Annotated in this window: 21 protein-coding genes and 1 tRNA gene; 11 read left to right on the top strand and 11 right to left on the bottom strand. The window is 57.7% G+C overall.

Features of this window, described 5'->3' with window-relative positions; all coding sequences use genetic code 11:
* The first annotated feature begins 3 nt into the window (after positions 1 to 3).
* Positions 4 to 417, top strand: coding sequence for a hypothetical protein (locus tag HU718_RS02595; RefSeq protein WP_008080543.1), 414 nt, complete (start codon positions 4 to 6; stop codon positions 415 to 417).
* 6 nt (positions 418 to 423) lie between these two features.
* Entirely contained in the window at positions 424 to 876 is a 453-nt protein-coding gene (locus HU718_RS02590) for a hypothetical protein (RefSeq protein WP_016986325.1), read from the top strand.
* A 70-nt stretch (positions 877 to 946) separates the two neighbouring features.
* On the opposite strand, the gene gabP is transcribed toward HU718_RS02590, so the two are convergent.
* Positions 947 to 2,338, bottom strand: coding sequence for a GABA permease (gabP, locus tag HU718_RS02585; protein ID WP_007909168.1), 1,392 nt, complete (start codon positions 2,336 to 2,338; stop codon positions 947 to 949).
* 554 nt (positions 2,339 to 2,892) lie between these two features.
* On the opposite strand from gabP, the gene HU718_RS02580 reads away from it, so the two are divergent.
* The 6 genes from HU718_RS02580 to HU718_RS02555 all read left to right on the top strand — a co-directional run bounded on the left by HU718_RS02580 (position 2,893) and on the right by HU718_RS02555 (position 7,611).
* The gene (locus HU718_RS02580; RefSeq protein ID WP_007909167.1) at positions 2,893 to 3,666 is read left to right on the top strand and encodes an ABC transporter ATP-binding protein; all 774 of its coding nucleotides are present in this window, start codon (positions 2,893 to 2,895) and stop codon (positions 3,664 to 3,666) included.
* Positions 3,667 to 3,679: 13 nt separating this feature from the next.
* A complete protein-coding gene (locus tag HU718_RS02575) occupies positions 3,680 to 4,429 on the top strand; it encodes an ABC transporter substrate-binding protein (protein WP_007909166.1) in 750 nt (249 codons plus the stop codon).
* Positions 4,430 to 4,507: 78 nt separating this feature from the next.
* A complete protein-coding gene (locus tag HU718_RS02570; protein ID WP_186613057.1) occupies positions 4,508 to 5,203 on the top strand; it encodes an ABC transporter permease in 696 nt (231 codons plus the stop codon).
* Positions 5,200 to 5,889 (top strand): ABC transporter permease, encoded by a 690-nt coding sequence (locus HU718_RS02565; protein ID WP_007909164.1) that lies wholly within the window; start codon positions 5,200 to 5,202, stop codon positions 5,887 to 5,889. Before HU718_RS02570 ends, HU718_RS02565 begins: the two co-directional genes overlap by 4 nt.
* A complete protein-coding gene (locus HU718_RS02560; protein WP_186613059.1) occupies positions 5,870 to 7,105 on the top strand; it encodes a methyltransferase in 1,236 nt (411 codons plus the stop codon). Before HU718_RS02565 ends, HU718_RS02560 begins: the two co-directional genes overlap by 20 nt.
* 430 nt (positions 7,106 to 7,535) lie before the next feature.
* Positions 7,536 to 7,611 (top strand) — tRNA-Thr (locus HU718_RS02555).
* Between the two features lie 250 nt (positions 7,612 to 7,861).
* Here HU718_RS02555 and HU718_RS02550 read toward each other — a convergent pair.
* On the bottom strand, positions 7,862 to 8,047 hold the full coding sequence (locus tag HU718_RS02550; protein WP_110720662.1) for a hypothetical protein: 186 nt from the start codon (positions 8,045 to 8,047) through the stop codon (positions 7,862 to 7,864).
* A 474-nt stretch (positions 8,048 to 8,521) separates the two neighbouring features.
* On the opposite strand from HU718_RS02550, the gene HU718_RS02545 reads away from it, so the two are divergent.
* The gene (locus HU718_RS02545; RefSeq protein WP_102899568.1) at positions 8,522 to 8,803 is read left to right on the top strand and encodes a DUF3077 domain-containing protein; all 282 of its coding nucleotides are present in this window, start codon (positions 8,522 to 8,524) and stop codon (positions 8,801 to 8,803) included.
* A gap of 42 nt (positions 8,804 to 8,845) precedes the next feature.
* Here the strand turns inward: HU718_RS02545 and HU718_RS02540 are convergent, their stop codons facing one another.
* Positions 8,846 to 9,511, bottom strand: coding sequence for an RES family NAD+ phosphorylase (locus HU718_RS02540; RefSeq protein ID WP_186613105.1), 666 nt, complete (start codon positions 9,509 to 9,511; stop codon positions 8,846 to 8,848).
* An 11-nt stretch (positions 9,512 to 9,522) separates the two neighbouring features.
* A complete protein-coding gene (locus tag HU718_RS02535) occupies positions 9,523 to 9,930 on the bottom strand; it encodes an MbcA/ParS/Xre antitoxin family protein (RefSeq protein WP_095190046.1) in 408 nt (135 codons plus the stop codon).
* 697 nt (positions 9,931 to 10,627) lie between these two features.
* Here HU718_RS02535 and HU718_RS02530 point away from each other — a divergent pair.
* Complete coding sequence (locus HU718_RS02530) at positions 10,628 to 11,554, top strand: LysR family transcriptional regulator (RefSeq protein WP_095190045.1); 927 nt, start codon at positions 10,628 to 10,630, stop codon at positions 11,552 to 11,554.
* On the opposite strand, the gene HU718_RS02525 is transcribed toward HU718_RS02530, so the two are convergent.
* The 6 genes from HU718_RS02525 to HU718_RS02500 all read right to left on the bottom strand — a co-directional run bounded on the left by HU718_RS02525 (position 11,471) and on the right by HU718_RS02500 (position 16,168).
* Positions 11,471 to 11,788: an AzlD domain-containing protein gene (locus tag HU718_RS02525; RefSeq protein ID WP_186613061.1), complete on the bottom strand. Its 318-nt coding sequence runs from the start codon at positions 11,786 to 11,788 to the stop codon at positions 11,471 to 11,473. The two genes, HU718_RS02530 and HU718_RS02525, sit on opposite strands and share 84 nt — an antisense overlap.
* Positions 11,767 to 12,483, bottom strand: a complete 717-nt coding sequence (locus HU718_RS02520; RefSeq protein ID WP_095120792.1) for an AzlC family ABC transporter permease — start codon at positions 12,481 to 12,483, stop codon at positions 11,767 to 11,769. Before HU718_RS02520 ends, HU718_RS02525 begins: the two co-directional genes overlap by 22 nt.
* On the bottom strand, positions 12,480 to 12,857 hold the full coding sequence (locus tag HU718_RS02515) for a GNAT family N-acetyltransferase (RefSeq protein ID WP_008080517.1): 378 nt from the start codon (positions 12,855 to 12,857) through the stop codon (positions 12,480 to 12,482). The genes HU718_RS02520 and HU718_RS02515 overlap by 4 nt, the downstream gene beginning before the upstream one ends.
* 79 nt (positions 12,858 to 12,936) lie before the next feature.
* Positions 12,937 to 13,683, bottom strand: coding sequence for a 2OG-Fe dioxygenase family protein (locus HU718_RS02510; RefSeq protein ID WP_034151909.1), 747 nt, complete (start codon positions 13,681 to 13,683; stop codon positions 12,937 to 12,939).
* Between the two features lie 232 nt (positions 13,684 to 13,915).
* Positions 13,916 to 15,202 carry an OprD family porin gene (locus HU718_RS02505; protein WP_102899571.1) on the bottom strand — a complete coding sequence of 429 codons (1,287 nt, stop codon included), beginning with the start codon at positions 15,200 to 15,202 and terminating at the stop codon, positions 13,916 to 13,918.
* A 297-nt stretch (positions 15,203 to 15,499) separates the two neighbouring features.
* Positions 15,500 to 16,168 carry a DsbA family protein gene (locus tag HU718_RS02500; RefSeq protein ID WP_186613062.1) on the bottom strand — a complete coding sequence of 223 codons (669 nt, stop codon included), beginning with the start codon at positions 16,166 to 16,168 and terminating at the stop codon, positions 15,500 to 15,502.
* A 246-nt stretch (positions 16,169 to 16,414) separates the two neighbouring features.
* Here HU718_RS02500 and HU718_RS02495 point away from each other — a divergent pair, with 246 nt between their 5' ends.
* Entirely contained in the window at positions 16,415 to 18,508 is a 2,094-nt protein-coding gene (locus tag HU718_RS02495; protein WP_150708005.1) for a TonB-dependent receptor, read from the top strand.
* A gap of 188 nt (positions 18,509 to 18,696) precedes the next feature.
* On the opposite strand, the gene HU718_RS02490 is transcribed toward HU718_RS02495, so the two are convergent.
* Positions 18,697 to 18,909, bottom strand: coding sequence for a hypothetical protein (locus tag HU718_RS02490; protein ID WP_016986304.1), 213 nt, complete (start codon positions 18,907 to 18,909; stop codon positions 18,697 to 18,699).
* Positions 18,910 to 19,080 lie beyond the last annotated feature (171 nt).

The following is a 19,080-nucleotide window of genomic DNA, read 5'->3' as shown; positions in this document are numbered from 1 at the left end:
ATCATGGCCTCCGCCAACAAGCAGCAAAAACGCGCCACCCGGGCCAAAGCCAAGGCCAAACAGAACCGCACCAAACGCGCCGAAGCGCCGGTCGAGCTGGACCCGAACGATGACCGCATTGATTTCGAGTCGGTGGACCTGACCGAGCTGTTCAAGAAAATGATCGACGCCGAGAAGATCAGCCAGCAAGCGCTGTGCACCGCGTTCCTCGAAGACCCGCTGCTGGAGCTGGTCTATGAGCAGGAAGGCGAAGAAGGCGCGATGGATTTCATCCTTGCCGCGCTGATCGAGTATCGCCAGTGGTCGCAGGAAACCGACGAGGCCGGCGCGCTGGCGTGGATCGAATCCCCGGCCTTCCAGGCCGACTATGTGGCGGCGTCCGACGCGATCGCCGCGCAAACCCAACAGAAGAACTGAGCTCCCATGGCATCCCTGAACAAGCAACAGAAACGCGCCAAGCGCGCCAAGGCCAAAGCCAAGCAAATCCGTATGGTCGGCCGCAAGCCGCTGGAGCAGGACGAAGACCTCGACCACCTCGCCGAGCCGGTGCCGGAATACGTCCTGGCGATGTTCAGCAAAATGCGCGACGCCGAAGCCATCAGCCGCAACGAGATGCTGCTGACCCTGCTGCGCGAACTGGCGTTCGTCATCGTTGACCATCCAGAGCTGCTGGACATGGAAAACGCCGACAACGAAGGCATGGCCGCCACTCACCTGGCCGCCGACATGCTGATCGACTACCGCATGTGGGCCGACGGCATGGACATCGAAGCCGCCCAGGCCTGGCTGAGCGAGCCACAGTTCATCACCGATTTCGGGGTTGCGCTGGATGCTTATGGCAAGTCGGTGGAAGCACAGGAAGGCAAGAGCGAATAAACAACGCTCGTAAACAAAAACGGCCGCTAGTCATTACTGACAGCGGCCGTTTTGCATTACGCGTTACGGATCAGTTCAACACCACCGCGCCACGTTTTTCCAGCTTGCGACGGCGTGCCACCAACAGACCGGCAGCCACCACCATCAAACTCAGCAAACCAGTCGCGAGGATCTCCACGCGATGCGCTTCCTGGAACAGCATGATGGTCAGGGCCGCAACGATGAAGATGATCACCGCATAGGTCAGGCCCGGGAACAGCCACATGCTGAAGACGATTTTCTCGCCACGGGCCATGCGTTGTTTACGCATGCGCAGTTGCGAGAAGGCGATTACCAGGTACACCAACAGTGCGATCGCGCCGGAGCTGGCCAGCAGGAATTCGAACACTGCGGCCGGGGCCACGTAGTTGGCGAAGGTGCACAGGAATGCCGCGCCGGTGGACAGCATCACCGCCCAGTAAGGCGTACCGCTTTTGTTCACCCGCGTCGCCATGGCCGGTGCATCGCCACGCTTGCCGAGGGAGAAGAGCATGCGCGAAGAGGTGTACAGCGCCGAGTTCAGGCAGCTGGTCACGGCGACCAGCACCACGATGTCGACGATCATCTTGGCGTTCGGGATGCCCATGCGCTCAAGCACGGTCTGGTAGGAACCGAGGTTGGCCAGCGTAGGATCGTTCCATGGCACCAGCGCCACAACGATGAAGATCGACACGAGGTAGAACAAGCCGATCCGCCAGATCACCGAGTTGGTGGCCTTGGAGATCTGCTTGCCCGGGTTCTTCGATTCTGCGGCCGCAATGGTCACGATCTCGGTACCCATGAAGGAGAACATGGTGGTCAGAATTGCACCCAGCACCGCGCCCATGCCGTTTGGCAGGAAGCCGCCGCTGTCGAACAAGTGCGAAACACCGCTGACTTGGCTGTTCGGCAGGAAGCCGAAGATTGCCGCCAGACCGAGGATGATGAAGCCGATGATCGCCAGCACTTTGATCAGCGCGAACCAGAATTCGAACTCGCCGTAATTCTTCACGCTGAACAGGTTGGTCACGGTTAGTAGCAAGGTGATGACCAGCGCAAACGCCCAGATGCCGACATCAGGGAACCAAGCGTGCAGGATGGTTGCAGCGGCGTTGGCTTCCAGCGGAATCACCAAGACCCAGAACCACCAGTACAGCCAGCCGATGGTGAAACCGGCCCAGTGCCCGATGGCACGGTCGGCGTAAGTCGAGAACGAACCGGTATCCGGCGAGGCAACGGCCATTTCGCCGAGCATGCGCATCACTAAAACCACCAGGGTACCGGCGGCGGCGTAGGCCAGCAGCACGGCAGGGCCGGCGGCAGCGATGGCGTGGCCGGAGCCAACGAACAGACCGGCGCCGATGACACCGGCGATCGACAACATGGTCACATGACGCGGTTTGAGCCCCTGTTCGAGGCCATTGGAGCTTGGGGTACTGCTCATCGAAACTACCTTTGCGAGGAAAGCGATTGCGTCCGGCCCGTCTGGCATTTTCTTTCTCGTAAAAAGAAACCAACGGGGCGTTCCTTATTCTGCACGCAAGTTTTGCGCCAAAATGTTTCAAACTCTTCTGTGCCGCGGCTTTGCGCGCGACCGGACAGTCATCGCAAGTCCTTGGATTTAATGGCAATCCGCCAGAGCGTTACCCTGCGACTCACTTTTCAAACGAAACAACGCACCAGAAACACACTGAAAAAGTGTGGGATGCACAATAAAAGGGCGAATCCGGAACGTTCGGCCGGATAGCGCTTCCAACACCCCGCCAAAGCTGGCAACATCGCGCCTTTTTTTACGCGACACCCACGGGTTTGCACGATCAAACACCCGTTCGGTTGTTGATGGGGCGACAGTCTGCTGTGCCGATGCGACAACCTGCCACATGCCACCCGTTAACCGCTCGTAGCGCTGTTGGCTGCCATTGAAACGCTATGCTAGCTTGGCCGCCTCGCCAGGAAGGCCATCCAACAGCAGGAGCGCAACATATATGAGGAACGCACATGGCTGAGGCCACGCCCGCGCTTGAAATCCGCAACTTGCACAAACGCTACGGACAGCTGGAGGTGCTCAAAGGCATCTCGCTGACCGCCCGCGACGGCGATGTGATCTCGATCCTCGGTTCCTCCGGTTCCGGCAAGTCCACGTTCCTGCGTTGCATCAACCTGTTGGAGAACCCGCACCAGGGCCAGATTCTGGTGGCCGGTGAAGAACTCAAACTCAAGGCCGCCAAAAATGGCGAACTGGTTGCCGCCGATGGCAAACAGATCAACCGCCTGCGCTCCGAGATTGGTTTTGTGTTTCAAAACTTTAATCTGTGGCCGCACATGAGCATCCTCGACAACATCATCGAGGCACCGCGTCGCGTGCTCGGCCAGAGCAAAGCCGAGGCGATCGAAGTCGCCGAAGCGCTGCTGGCCAAGGTCGGCATCGCCGACAAGCGCCACGCGTACCCGGCGCAATTGTCCGGTGGCCAGCAACAACGCGCGGCGATTGCCCGCACGCTGGCGATGCAGCCGAAGGTGATCCTGTTCGACGAGCCCACCTCGGCGCTTGACCCGGAAATGGTTCAGGAAGTACTTAGTGTCATCCGCGCATTGGCCGAAGAAGGCCGCACCATGCTGCTCGTGACCCACGAAATGGGCTTTGCCCGTCAGGTCTCCAGCGAAGTGGTGTTCCTTCACCAAGGCCTTATAGAAGAGCAAGGATCGCCTCAGCAGGTGTTCGAAAACCCGCTTTCGGCGCGCTGCAAACAATTCATGTCCAGCAACCGCTAACGGAGCAACATGCATGCAGAATTTCAAGAAGGTCTTCCTGGCCGCCGCCGTCACCCTCGCGTTCAGCGCCGGTGCCATGGCTGAAACCCTGAAGATGGGCATCGAAGCGGCCTACCCGCCGTTCAACAACAAAGACGCCAGCGGCAACGTGGTCGGCTTCGACAAAGACATCGGCGACGCCCTCTGCGCGAAGATGAAAGTCGAGTGCACCGTGGTCACTTCCGACTGGGACGGCATCATCCCGGCCCTGAACGCGAAGAAGTTCGACTTCCTGATCTCCTCGCTGTCGATTACCGAAGAGCGCAAAGGCGCGGTGGACTTCACCAACCCGTACTACTCGAACAAGCTGCAGTTCATCGCCCCGAAAAACGTCGACTTCAAAACCGACAAGGACTCGCTGAAAGGCAAGACCATCGGTACCCAGCGTGCGACCCTGGCCGGTACCTGGCTGGAAGACACCTACGCGGATGACATCAAGGTCAGCCTCTACGACACCCAGGAAAACGCCTACCTCGACCTGACCTCCGGTCGTGTCGACGCGATCCTCGCCGACAAGTACGCCAACTATGACTGGCTGAAAAGCGACGCTGGCAAGAACTACGAGTTCAAAGGCGACCCGGTCGTAGAAAGCGACAAGATCGGCATCGCTGTGCGTAAAGGCGACCCTCTGCGTGAGAAGCTGAACGCCGCCCTGAAGGAAATCGTCGCCGACGGTACCTACAAGAAGATCAACGACAAGTACTTCCCGTTCAGCATCTACTGATCCTGACCTGTGGGACTGGCGCCGTGATTGAGCGGCGCCGGCTCCCGACTTTGCCTGCCGCAATTTGAACAGAAACCCATGATTATCGACCTCTACGGATTCGGCCCGGCCCTCGCTGCCGGCGCGCTGATGACCGTCCAACTGGCCCTCACGGCCCTGTGCCTGGGACTGGTGCTCGGTCTGCTCGGCGCCTTGGCCAAGACTTCCCCGTACAAGCCGCTGCAATGGCTTGGCGGCACTTATTCCACGTTGGTGCGTGGCGTCCCGGAATTGCTCTGGGTGCTGTTGATCTACTTCGGTACGGTCAACCTGATGCGCGCCCTCGGTGAGTTCTTCGGCAACCCCGACCTGCAACTCAACGCCTTCGCCGCCGGCGTAATCGCACTGGGCCTGTGCTTCGGCGCCTACGCCACGGAAGTGTTTCGTGGTGCGATCCTCGCCATTCCCAAAGGCCACCGTGAGGCCGGCCAGGCCCTGGGCCTGTCGAAATGGCGGATCTTCACCCGGCTGATCATGCCGCAGATGTGGCGCATCGCCCTGCCCGGCCTGGGCAATCTGTTCATGATCCTGATGAAAGACACCGCGCTGGTCTCGGTCATTGGCCTGGAAGAAATCATGCGTCACGCGCAAATCGGCGTGACCGTGTCGAAACAACCGTTCACCTTCTATATGGTCGCCGCGATCATGTACTTGGGCCTGACCGTGCTGGCGATGACCGGCATGCACTTCCTGGAAAAACGCGCCGCTCGCGGCTTTGCGAGGAGCGCTTCATGAATTGGGAAGTGATCATCAAGTGGCTGCCGAAACTGGCGCAGGGCGCGACCCTGACCCTGGAACTGGTGGCCATCGCCGTGATTGCCGGTCTGCTGCTGGCAATTCCGCTGGGCATCGCCCGCTCTTCGAAGCTGTGGTACGTGCGCTCGCTGCCTTACGCCTACATCTTCTTTTTCCGTGGCACGCCGTTGCTGGTTCAACTGTTCCTGGTTTATTACGGACTGGCGCAGTTCGACGCGGTGCGTGAAAGCGCGTTGTGGCCGTACCTGCGCGATCCGTTCTGGTGCGCGACAGTGACCATGACCCTGCACACGGCGGCGTACATCGCCGAGATCCTGCGCGGGGCGATTCAGGCGATTCCGCCGGGCGAAATCGAAGCGGCGCGGGCCTTGGGCATGTCCAAGCCGAAAGCGATGTTCTACATCATCCTCCCGCGTGCCGCGCGCATCGGCCTGCCGGCCTACAGCAACGAAGTGATCCTGATGCTCAAGGCCAGTGCGCTGGCCAGCACAGTGACTCTGCTGGAACTGACCGGCATGGCGCGCACGATCATTGCCCGCACCTACTTGCCGGTGGAGATCTTCTTCGCTGCTGGCGTGTTCTATCTGCTGATGGCTTACGTGCTGGTACGCGGCTTCAAGCTGCTGGAGCGCTGGCTGCGCGTCGATGCCTGCCAAGGGCGCTGATACTTCCTACGTGCTGACGGGCGAGGACTTACTCGCCCGCTTCACGGCGCTGGATGCTTTTTTGATTGAGCATCAGGCGCTGTGGAAACCTCGACCGTTCACTCATCTACATCTTCCTTGGGAAGAATCCTACCCGGAGCTGGCCTCTTGGCTGCGTGGGCGCTCACTGGAAGACGCGGAAAGCGCTCACAATCAACCTGCCGAACTTGTCGATGCGCCGGAGCCGTTTGCTTCATTGGCGACGTTGTCGGCTGAGCTGAGTTCTGTTGGCGAGTTGCCGGGACATGCGCTGGAAGCTGCGGGGCATCGATTGAATGTCGATGTGCCGGGGCGCAAGTGGCAGCAGATCGAGGCGTTTGCCAGTCGCTTGTCTTTTGCCTCGCAGCCGACGCATTGGCTGGACTGGTGTTCGGGCAAGGGGCATTTGGGGCGACGCTTGTTGGCCGCGGGGCAGCAACTGACTTGCGTTGAATTTGATCCTTTATTGGTCGCCAGCGGGCAGGCGTTGAGTCAGCGTCATCAGTTGCACGCTTTGCATGTGGAGCAAGACGTACTGGCGGCGGACGCCTCAGCCGTATTGAGTGCGACTCACACACCCGTCGCCCTCCACGCGTGTGGCGATCTACATGTTCGGCTGATGCAACTGGCCAGTGCTGCCGGCTGCCAGCAAATGGCGATCGCGCCCTGCTGCTACAACCGCATCAGTCGTAGCGAATATCATGCATTGTCTTCGGCCGGTTCGAGATCGCTCCTACAGCTCTCGCTGGAAGATCTGGCGCTGCCAATGAGTGAAACCGTCACCGCCGGTGCTCGCGTCCGACGTCAGCGTGACACCTCAATGGCCCGTCGCCTCGCCTTCGACCTGCTGCAACGGCAAGTGCGCGGCGTCGACGAATACCTGCCAACGCCCTCCCTGCCCAGCGCCTGGCTGGAAAAACCGTTCGCCGATTACTGTCGCGATCTGGCTGCGCTCAAAGAGTTATCCACAATCGGCTCGCTAGATTGGCCCGCACTCGAAGCGGCCGGTTGGCAGCGGTTGGCCGAAGTTCGCAACCTCGAATTGCTTCGCGGATTGTTCCGACGGCCGCTAGAGCTTTGGCTGAATCTGGATCGAGCGCTTTTCCTTGAAGAACAGGGCTACACCGTCCGCCTCGGCACCTTCTGCGACACCCCGCTGACTCCGCGTAATTTGCTGCTACTGGCCGAACGCGTTTAAAACATCACAGCCTGTGGATAACTCTGTTGATGGTTTTCCCATGGATCCAATATCTGCGCCTGTTTCGCTGCGTTAACAGCACTGGTCATTTTTTGTTCACATGAATAAAAAACCTGTAAAACAGGGATTTGCGAACAAAATGAGAATGGGTTCACAAAACCCCGCCTGAGTCGGATTTCGTGGCTGTCAGTTGTGCATAAGCTGCCAATCAAAACGACATAACCGCCGAATAATGGGCTTACCGAGCGAATAATTGCGGCGCTTGAGAAAGCCGAAATTCAACTGTGCGCCCTGCAAAACAGCCCCATCTTGCGTAAGGCGCAAATCCTACGTTGCGCACTGCGCAGGGCTTAATTTGCTGCGATGCAAAAATAGTCTGAATTCAGGGGTTTACAGGATCTTCCCAATCGCTATAATCGTCGCCCACAACGCCGGTATAGCTCAGTTGGTAGAGCAACTGACTTGTAATCAGTAGGTCCCGGGTTCGACTCCTGGTGCCGGCACCATACAAAACGAAGCCCCTGCAGAAATGCAGGGGCTTTGTTGTTTCTGGGGTGTTTATATTTTTGGCAGCGTTTCTGCTTCAGTAGAAATAGCGCCTCTCCTCAGCACACGTCGATCTAATCGCCAGACGCCCTTCTCCCCCAAAGCACGGCTTTTGCCAAAAATGCCCGAATTTCCACTTTTATGCCAAATTATGAATTGGCAATAATTATGGTGTGCCCATAAAAAGCGTAATTGCATGAGCAGTGTTTCTCAGCTCACTGAACCGGCGGAGTCAATGGCAACGCGGTTTCCCAGTCCAAGAGTGCTTGATGCCTCGACGCTTTGCTTCTCCACCGCAGAGGGCAGCATCTGCGTTACGCGAGCGGCCTCACCGGCCTTCATCTGACGTACAGACTCCAGTAAGTCCTGCTGGAATACCTGCAGCTCATCGACCATCGCTGATCTCCTCGTTTTGTTGCTTAGAAAAGGCCAAGTGCAAGTCGCGACCGAGAAAACGCATGGCGCGAAATCCTGAGAAATTTGTTGTAACGAGAAGCCAGGCAAAGCCACTACTGGCCACGATTGCGCGCCTGCTACTCCCCAAGCTACCGTCAAACCCGTCGCTGCCAATTCAGCGACCGGGCCTGATAACCCGGGTAAGATACAGGCGCACCAGCGCCCCAACTCACGTTTGCCGGCGCATTTTTTGTGTCTGCATTATCGTGCAATGGCGGCTGTGCGTGGGAGACCTTCGGGTCTGCCGGGTTCCTGTATCTCCGGTTTATCAGCCCGCGCATAGCTGCCACCCATTCGTCTGATAACGAATTGGCAGCTCTCATTTGATACAGGGAGTTCACAAATGAAAGCCATCGATCCGTCAGTAACCCCGGTCACTTCACGCCGTCCTTCTCGAACGGCAGGTGAAGCGAAATGACCCACTCTCAAGATCTGAAAACCCTCGGCCTCACCCACTTTTCCTTCCACTCCAATCAAGCGATGTTCCGCACCAACCGTGGTGTACCGGTAATCGCCGCCCTTTCCCACGCCTCACACTTGCTTCACATTTCACGACTGCTCACTGCGGACACTTCAATCTCGCGGGACCCTGATCTTCACGCTTATGCCTCGCAGTATCTGCAGGAGTTAAGCAAAGCGCTGATCGATGATGTAGTAAAAGTGATGGATGCGCCGCCGGACAAGCCGTTGATGTAAACGCCGGTTTCAGGCCCTCGCCGATGCGAGGGCTTTTGCGTTTCAGACCTGACTGATCTCAAACACAAAAGAAATCTTCTGCTGACTCGCGCTCCACACATAACGCAGATGCTTGCCCTGCTTCGGAATCGATACCGCTGGCGGCCGAAACGCGGCGACGCATTCATGGCCAGGCTGGCGAACGCTGTTGTAGAGCAGACCCCACGACTCGGTTTCGCGCAGTTGCCGGGCGAATAGCTGAGACGGCCCGTAAGCCTCAGGATCCGGATTGTGCAGCTCGGGGTGATCGTGACGAATGTCGTGTAACGGTTTAACCACCCGATTGACGTAAGTGCGCATGGTCAACTCAAGATCTGCTTCCTGAGTCGCCGCAAGAAATCGTTCCTGGTGATAACAGGTTTCGGAGATGGCCGCAGCCTGACTGCTGGCGGCGTAGTAAACGCCGAAGGTGCCATCGCAGAAACGACTGCGTTTGCCGACGTGGGTAAACGCAGCCATCACCGGAGTCGAACCGGGGCCAGAGAGTCGATCTTCGGGTCTCACGCGGGCGAGAACCCCGGCCTGCTCGATCAGACGATCATTGGTCAGCGCTTCAATTGCGTAGGCAACTTCCAGATCTTCGGGATCGAGCACGTCTTCGAACAGCGCAATCGGCGGGAAGCTGCTGTTGACGATCCGGTAGGCTCGCGGCCACGGCACATCAACCAAATCGGGCGCCTTCAACCGCGCACCCCATCGAGATAGCGACGCACATCGGCGATGTCGATCACTCTCCCCGCCAGCATGTAATCCAATGCAGTTTGCCCGTTGAACGGCGCCGCTGTGTTTGGACTGCTGACCCACGTATAGGCGCGCTCACGGCTATTGCTGAAGATGATGCTCAGCGCCTTGTGAATACCCATCAGATAGGAGATGCGCTCAAGGGTGTCGTTAGGCAGACGTATGTTCGGCAGGTGTTTGTATTTGTAGAAAGTGGTGTTACCAACGCCGCCGAGTAATGTGCGTTGCTGCTCTGCGCTGCAACCCCAACGCTCCATAAGGTTGAAGAAGAACTTCAGCGCAACGCGGCCGGCTTCGGGGGCGTCGAGTTGTTCGCGTGGGGTGAGGGCTGGGGATGAGGTAGTCATTGAGCCTCTCCAGATTTGTCTTGCTTTGATACTAGTACATATACGAATAAATCGATAAAAAAGCTCCGTAAGCGTATTACTGGTTACCACATTCCCCGTTGATTGGGATTCGGATATGACCGGATTTGAGCATTTCGTCGACCGAATCGAACCGCTGCCGAATAGTTCGTGCTTCCAACATGGCTTGGGCAGTCTTGTCCGTAGGAATTCGTGCAATGGACGGTTGCTCCTGAATTTCAATAACGTGATGAAGCCTGTTGCCAACTTGGCACTCCATATTGGCCGCTTCTTTTGATGCAATCACTTCGCTTACCTTACACAGATCTGTAGCCACATAGGCTTGATGCCTCACCACTGCTACTTCATCTGCTTTGACGAATCGCCGCTATCAGCTCGATCGCAAGTTCGCCTAAGACGCATCCACGTATTTCGCAGGCCAAAACCACTAACGTTGTCAGCCTTTTCCCCGTGAAAAATCGCCCCCACGCACCAAAACCACGCACTTTTTTTGACCCCCATCACCCCCACGTCACCAAAAACCTCGATCCTGTGTCAGCCTCCAGCCATCGGCGAGGACATCAATTCGCTACTAAACCCGCGACAACTATGCTCAGGTACAGGAATATAGCCAGCATATGGCGCCTGACCGGCAGTCTCGTAAACAACAATACCCAGCCCACTTCAGAGGGCATTACCCATGGATAGCAGAACCTTACGCAACCTCATGCGCATCGTGCAGACCGGCTCGTTGTCGGCCGCAGCCGAGCATTCGTGCCTGACTGTGCAGGCGTTGGCCGCGCAGTTGAACAAGGTCGAAGAGCAGTTCGGTTTCCGCTTGTTTCGACGTTCCAACAAAGGGCTGACGCTGACGCCGCAAGGCACTGAGCTGACGCCGTATATGGACAAAGTGCTGATTGCCACGCGACAGATGGAAGAGAAGGTCGAGGCGCTGAAGGTGCCGGGCCAGCGCACGTTGAAGGTTGCGTTGAACAACACCTTGTCGCCGGATTTCAACCGGCGAATGATCGGACGCCTGATCGAGGTGTTTCCCGATTATCAGATGGAGTTCAGCTACGCCGAGTCGATGGAAAACCTCAGCAAGCTGAAGAACGAAGACTTCGACCTGGCGGTGCTGATAGGCCCGCAGCGGCCGGGGTTGCCGAGCATCGTCCTGCCCGATGTACAGGTGCAGGTAGTTGGCGCGCATTGCGGGCAGGAGAACGATCCACTGACGTTGCTGGGCAATAAGTTTCAGGTGCGTCCTGCGGAAGATTGTCCGTATTCCCACAGCTTTTTGCGTTTTCTCGACGCCGGGCTGGGCAATCACGAGAACGGTCAGCGCATGGTCTATTCGTGCAGTGAAACATTGACGCTGTCGTTGATCACGCAGATGGACGCGGTCGGCATGGTCTCGCGCGAGGCTGCGCAGAAGAACGGCCTGACGATTTTCCCCGGATTCGAGGATTTCCTTGAAGTGCGCCTGGCGGTGAACAATCCGGAGTTGTCGAGCCAGGCGTTGAACAATGTCGTCGATCTGCCGCTACATGAACGAGCCGAGCGCAATGTACGCAGCCGTCCCAACCGCCACACTGAGAAAGAGGTTTTTGCTGAAATACGCACATAGCAACGTCGGAATCGCGGCATAGAATTCCGGGCGATCGAGCTGTATGCGCTGATCCTTGATCAACAAGGGTGTCAGGCTGATCGCAGCGACGATCGCCACCGGCAAGTATTCCAGCGCCCGCGCAACAAACGGCGGCCAGTGCTCGGTGTTGACTTGCAGGGGCAAGGCGCGTGGCAGGAAGGTCACGGCCATCATCAGCGCCACTACCAGAATCAGGAACGTTTGGTCAGGCATACACCCACTCCGCAGCCCACAAACGTGGCGATGAAAACGTTGAACGGCGAGCTGCCGACCAGGCTCAGTGCGCCCATGCAAATCACCGCAGCAGCGGCCGCGATGAGCTTGTTGCGCGTGTTGCACAGCGACACCAGCACGTAGAGCATCATCGCCGTCAGGGCATAGTCGAGCTGGTATTTGATCAGGTGCGCCGCGTACTGTGCGCAGACCGCGCCAAGCAAACCGCCGAGCACCCAAGAGGTGTGGCAGAACAGGTTGAAGCCGATCAGGTAACGCACGTTGACCGGCGCACCCGTGCCGAGTTTAACGCTGTGGAACGCGAAGGATTCATCGGTCAGGCCACCGGCATAAGCCCAGCGTTCCATGCGGCTGAGCCCCAGCGCCCGCAGGGCCTTGGCCATGTACACCGACATCAGCATGTGCCGCGCATTGATCAGGAACGTAGTCAGCACGATGGTGGTCAGCGAGGCGCCGCTAGAGATCAGCGCCAGCGCGGCGAATTGCGAAGCGCCGGCATATACGAACAAACACATCGCCACTGGCAGCCACATCGGCAACCCGGCGTTGACGGCCATCAGCCCGAACACGAATGACACCGTGAAGTAGCCAGCGACGACCGGGCTGGCTTCGGCAAACGTGCGCGACGGCTGATGGGCAGCCATCAGCGGCGCACTGCCGGACGTTTCATTCATAGATCCCTCTCAAATGTCCGCTCGCCGTGGGGTTCGCAAAAACCCTGGGCAGTCCAGAATCGCTTGCCCGCGAGGTTAGCATCGTCGACGAACAGAAACATCCGTAACACGCCGACCCGTTTCATATCGGACGACGCCGCTTCAACCAGGCGTTGACCGACGCCCTGGCTGCGATAGCGCGGGCTGACCGCCAGATGATTGATGGTGCCGCGACTGCCGAGCATGCCGCCCAGCACCGCGCCGACAATTTCTCCAGCGACGTCGAAGGCGAGATAGGCCGTGGTGGTTTTCTGGATCAGCACGCCGCGCAGGCACTTGGCGTCCTGCCACTCGCAGAAGGACACTTCGTCGAACTGGCGGAAAAAGCGCTCCATGCGCTGCGCATCCTTGGCCGTGGCGCGTCGCAGCACCACCGGCGTCGAGCACTCGACGCCGTCGATTGGGGTGATCTGATTAGCGAACAATGTCGAAAGCGGTCCCGGGCCGCGAGAAGGAGATCGCCAGAATCTGCCGGTACGCCATCGCATGGGTGTGCGTGTTGCGGGCCGGGGTCACGTAGTGGCGCATGTCGCGATCGAGGAAGTAGGTGGTGTCGAGAATTTCCTGGTAAGTGGTCGACGCCAGTTGATGCTCGTGGATGTCGTACAAACGACTCTCCGCGCCCTCGACATTATTGCGGCCCCAGAAGTGCACACCGCTGAACGGATAGCCGTCGCAGTGAATGCCTTCGGGGGTGATTTCCAGTTGCTTGCCGGGTTTGATTTCGATGCGGATCTGATGGATCTGGCACTGCCAGATTTCATCGTGCAGCTCTTCCGGCAGTACGCTTTTGTACACTTCGAAATCGGTGTCGATCAGGCTGCGCATCACCGGTGAAGTAATTACTTCATCGGAGAAGTCCTGAAAGTGTCGTACCAGGCCGCCAACATAGGCGTTGTTCTCTTTCGACTGCACGTAGGCGCGATGCTCGAGTTGCTTGAGCTCGCGGGTTTTCGGGTTGTACTCAAAGTCGCTGTAACGACGGTAACGCATGCCGGCTTCGGCCTGACCGTAGTAACTGTCAGGCTCCATGTTTTCCCAACTTTTGGTCAGTCTGACGAAGTCGGCAAAATGACCGTAGAGATTGAAGTCACCACCCTGGACGTTGACATATTTGTCGCGCCGTAGCGATTCGCCCACTTCTCTGTTCAAAACGATCATTACCAAATTCTCCGCTGCGTTGAGCGGCCTAATCTATTAGGTGCAGAATTTGCGTCCATGAGAAAGAATTTCAGGCATTTAAAGCCCTGTTTGAAACGACGTTTGCAGTCACCTGAAAACAACTTTTACATGACAAAAACACCGGTTTTTTCCGGTTTCCATCGAAAAACCGTCGAAAAAAAACCCCGAACCAGTCGGGGTTTTTCTCATGTTTCTTACACTTGATCAGGCATCAGAAGATGTTGATCGGGTAGTCCACGAATACGCGCAGTTCGTTACCGCTGACGTTGTACTCGCTGGATTTCTGCGAAACACGCAGGATCGAGCTGCGCAGTTTCACGCTCAGGTCTTTGGCCGGGCCAGACTGCACGACGTATTTGAACTGGTTGAAGATCTCGCGCTCGGTGCCGCCTTCGCTGGTGGAAGTGGTGATGTTGTCGCCACGCACGTAAGCGAAGTTGTAGCTCAGGCCCGGTACGCCGAATGCGCTGAAGTCGAGGCCGTAGCCCAACTGCCAGCTGCGCTCGTCTTCAGCGTTGAAGTCCGACCAGTAGGAGTTGGCCAGGTAGATGGAGTTACCACCATCACCGACACGACCTTGATCTTTCTGGTAACCGCCGTAGGCGTAACCCAGGTTGCTGTCGCCGGTGGAACGCTGGTGCGCCACGGTGAACGAGTGCGGGCCGGTAGCGAAGGTTGCGGCCAGGCTCCAGATCTTGTTGTCGTCGCCGGTAACACCGTTTTCGCGGACATAGGAGTTGTCCAGCTTGGTGCGGTAACCGTTGAAGTCCAGGGTCAGCGACTGATCCTTGTTGAACGGCAACACGTAGTTGGCGTTCACGTATTGTTTCTTCAATACGTCTTCGACGTCGGAAGCGTACAACGCACCTTTGAAGTTCTCGGTGAACTGGTAGCTACCGCCCAACACGTTGATCGACTTCAGACCACCGCTGTCACGACCTTCGTCGCTCTTGCGCGATTCGGCGGTGAAACGACCGGCGTTCAGTTCCAGGCCTTTGATCTCTTTGGAAGTGATCAGGGTACCGGTGTAGCTTTCCGGCAGCAGACGCACATTGTCGTAGCTCAGCACCGGCAGGGCCGGCATCTGGTCGCCGTAGGTCAACACGGTGTTGGAGAAGCGGAACTTCACCGCGGCACCGCCCTTGGCTATGTCATGGTTCGCGCGACCGTCATTTTCCTGCTTGAAAAAATCGATACCACCGGCGCCGCTGCGGCCCTTGCCACCGTCCAGACGCAGTGCGTACAGACCGAAAGCGTCGACACCGACACCCACGGTGCCCTGGGTGAAGCCGGACGAGAACGTACCGATGGCCGCTTGGCCCCACTCGGCCTTGTCGTCGTTACCGTTTTTGTAATCACGATTGATGTAGGCATTGCGCAGCAGCACTTTGAGGCTGCTGTCTTCAACAAAACCCTTGGACTCGGCCTGGTCGTTAGCCATGGCCTGAGTGGCACTCAACATCCCCAGTGCGATCAGACTGATTCGCTTGTTCAACATTTTGTTTTCCTTATTACGGGTTGAAACGCGCTGTGTCGAACGGCGGAAACGGCGCTTTTGCACTCTTTTATTCACCCCGAAACAAAAAGGCCCGCCCACGATAAAGTGATGGCGGGCCTGCTCCTTGTTTTGAGTCATGGCGGTTGGCCACAGGCGTTGGGCCGAATCGTAGCCGCGCCCTCAACAATGTGTCAATTTCAAGAATCGTCTTTAAATAGGTAAAAATCGTCTAAGAAACGTAAATTTTGCGCTGACTCCTTGCTGGGAAATGCAAACAGCCAGTGAATCCAGCGCGTATCAGGCGCAACCATCGATAGAACAAAATGCAGAAGTTTTACCGGTTTCATCGAGGACGATTGCCTGTTGCAACCAATCGGCAAATGCCTGCGGCTTGCCCAGCCAAGGGCTGATGTCGATCAACTGGAACGTGCCATTCTGCTCCAGAGCAATCGTAGGAAAACCCTGACCGCCCAATTGAGCCAAAAACTGGCGACTGGCTTTTATATGCCCTTCGCTATCAACGGACTCAAACGCAATGTGGAAATCTTCCTGCGCATAGCCCATCTGCATGGCCAATTCCAACAGCACGGCTGAATCGGCAATGCGTCGCCCTTCCACATAGTGCGCGGTCTGCAACCGCCCCAACATGCGCAGGCCGCCTCCGTCGATGGCTTCGGCCGCCATGACCGCAGCAATCGGCGGCGTCGAATCGAACACGGCCGAGTGATCGCGCAGCAATCCGTCGAAATACGCTTCGCCGAAAGGCTGGCCGGTGTACTCGGCAATGCGTCGGTCGTGGGGCATGACGTAATTGCGCAGTTGCGAGGAAACCGGCTGGCGGTTGGCGCCACTCATCATGCCCCCGGCATGGGCAATCACTGGCAGCACCTGTTGCGCGGCTTCAACCAGCGGCTTGGCGCCATAACACCAGCCACACAGCGGGTCGTAGACGTAATGAAGAATCATGGGAAAACTCCGGCAAAAAATCGATGGCGGCAGGTTAGTCCCCGCACTCATGCGGAAAAACGCTGGAATGGCTTTCAGTCTGTTTCACGAATCGGTCGAATTGGCCGACCGGTCAGACTGTGTCGAACAGGACACAAATTGAAACAATCAGACAAGGGAACTTATAAGGAATAATTAACGGAAGTAAATGCAAAGCATTACCATTCGCGCGATCGAATTCTTCTACCCTTTCGGATGCGCTGTTCAATGCCTGCCCCGTTCCGTCTTACGCCCGTCACCCTTGGGCTTTCTGCTTTTCTGTCCAGTGGTTTTGCCTATTCGGCGACCGAATTACCCGCCACCGCGATCAGTGCCGAAGCGCAAGCCGATGACCCGCGCGTGAAGCTCAGCAGCACCGCGACCCGCACCTCGACACCCGTGCGCTATGTGCCGCAGGCGATCGATTCGATCAAGACCTCAAACGTCGCCAACTACGGCACCAATGACATCGGCGACGCCTTGAGCGGCATGCCCAACGTCAGCAGCAGCGCCGATACTCGCTTCGACAGCCTGCGCATCCGCGGCTTCGACGCCAGCAACGACTTCTATCTGGACGGTATCCGCGACGACAGCCAATACAAGCGCGACCTGCACAACATCGAACGCGTCGAAGTGCTCAAAGGCCCGGCCGCCGTGCTGTATGGCCGCGGCAGTCAGGGCGGGATCGTCAACCGCGTGAGCAAGATGCCGGAATTCGGCCGTCGCTCGACCATTGAAGCCCAGGCTGGCAGCGAAGATTTGCGCAGCCTTTACGCCGACCTCAGCACCGACCCGAGCGAAAACATCAGCCTGCGCCTGAACATGGGCAACATGGATGAAAACAGCTTCCGCGACGGCGTCAGTGGCAACCGCCAACTGTTCGCACCGTCGATGAGCTGGCAACTGACGCCGGACCTGAACTGGCTGGTGCAATACGAATACAGCCGTTACAACCGCACCCCGGATCGCGGCATCCCCGGCGTCAACGGGCGCCCGGCCGATGTCGGACGTGACACGACCTATGGCAACGATCACGACTTCATCGATGACAAGTCGCAATCGCTGCGCTCGAAACTCACCTACGAGATCAACGACAACTGGCAACTGCGCCAGACCCTCGGCGTGTTCAAGCTCGACAGTGATTTCGACAACACCTACCTCACCGGTTACACGCCGGCGACCAACAAGGTCACGCGCCAGCACTGGCAGCAGGATCTGACCACCCGCAACGTTTATAACAACGTTGAACTCGAGGGCGGATTCGATACCTTTGGTCTTGAGCATCGGCTGCTCACTGGCATCGAGATCGGCAGCCAGCGCCGCGATCCAAAGTTGTACAACGCCGCCACTGGCAGAACCCCGGGCGCGCAGCCCGTGCCGTCGCTCGACCTCTACAGCCCGAATCGCGATCTGCGCCACACCGGCAGCATGCAAGTCTCCAGCAGCAGCCACACCGAAGTCGAAAGCCGCGCGGTGTACGTGCAGGATCAGTTGCGCCTGAACGATCAATGGCAACTGCTGGGTGGTTTGCGTTACGACACCTTCGATATCGAGTCGACCAACAAGCTGCGGAACATTTCTGAAGATCGCGACAGCCACAGCACCAGCCCACGTGTGGGCCTGGTCTGGACGCCGTTGCAGAACCATTCGTTCTACGCTTCGTGGTCGAAAACATTTTCACCAGTGGGCGGCGGCTTGATCGGCATCACCCCAGGCGCGGCCGGCAACACCAACGACCTCAGCCCCGAACTGACCAAGCAGAAAGAGATCGGCGTGAAGAGCGACTGGTTTGATGACCGCTTGAGCACCACGCTGGCGATCTATGACCTGGAGCTCTACAACCGCCGCACCAGCGATCCGAATGACCCGACGCTGACCGTGATGTCCGGCCTGCAACGTTCGCGCGGGATCGAGTTGACCGCCACCGGTAACATCGTCGGCAACTGGTACATGCGCGGTGGCGTTGGTATGCAGGACGCGAAGATCGAGAAGGACAACAACGGCCTGGAAGGCAAACGCATCAACAACGTCGCCAAGCACAACGGCAGCCTGTTCCTGACCTGGAAACCGGAAATGGGCTGGTACGGCGAAACCGGTCTGACTCTGGTTGGCCAGCGTTATGCCGACAACGCCAACACCACCGTGTTGCCGGGTTATGGCCGCTGGGATGCACTGCTCGGCTACCGCTTCAAGGATTGGGATTTGCGCGCGGCGCTGAACAACATCACCGATCGCGAATATTACGCGTCGGCGACCAGCCAGTATCAAATCCAGCCGGGTGCGCCGCGCAGCGTGGTGATGACTGGCACCTACAGTTTCTGATTTCACACAAATCCCTGTGGGAGCGAGCCTGATCGCGAAAGCGTCGGGTCAGTCGACATCGTTGTTAACTGATCCACCGCATTCGCGAGCAGGCTCGCTCCCACATTGAATGGGTGCGTACAAAATAATCGTGCATAAAAAAAGCGCCGCCATCCCGGCAGCGCTTTGACCAATCCCTGTTGTTGTTCTTATCCTTCCATCACAGCCCACAACGCATCCAGTTCGGCCTCGCTGAACAGGTCAGCGGGGTAACGCTCGATCATCATCCGGCGCGGATCAGGTTGCCTGATCTGACGCGTTCCATTGGACTTCAACCAGTGCGCGACAATCTGGAGCGATTCGCCGTTAACGGCCATGGGATGCAACGTCCGCTCGCTGACTACGTTCACTTCGGCGTTCATTTCAGCGCTCTCTCCCCGTTCATGAGCGGCTACGTTATCCAAGGTTTATGACAGAACTGTTGAAGTTCTCCCCCCTCCCTAGTGCACGGGTGATGAATACAAGAGCTATGCCAATGTTTCGCTGTTGTCGACAAGCGGATACAAAGAAGCCCGCAGTCCAACCGGGCTGCG

This window comes from Pseudomonas tensinigenes (assembly GCF_014268445.2).
Taxonomy (GTDB): Bacteria; Pseudomonadota; Gammaproteobacteria; order Pseudomonadales; family Pseudomonadaceae; genus Aquipseudomonas; species Aquipseudomonas tensinigenes.
The sequence above is the reverse complement of the archived record's forward strand: the minus strand, read 5'-3'. Positions and strand labels throughout refer to the sequence as shown.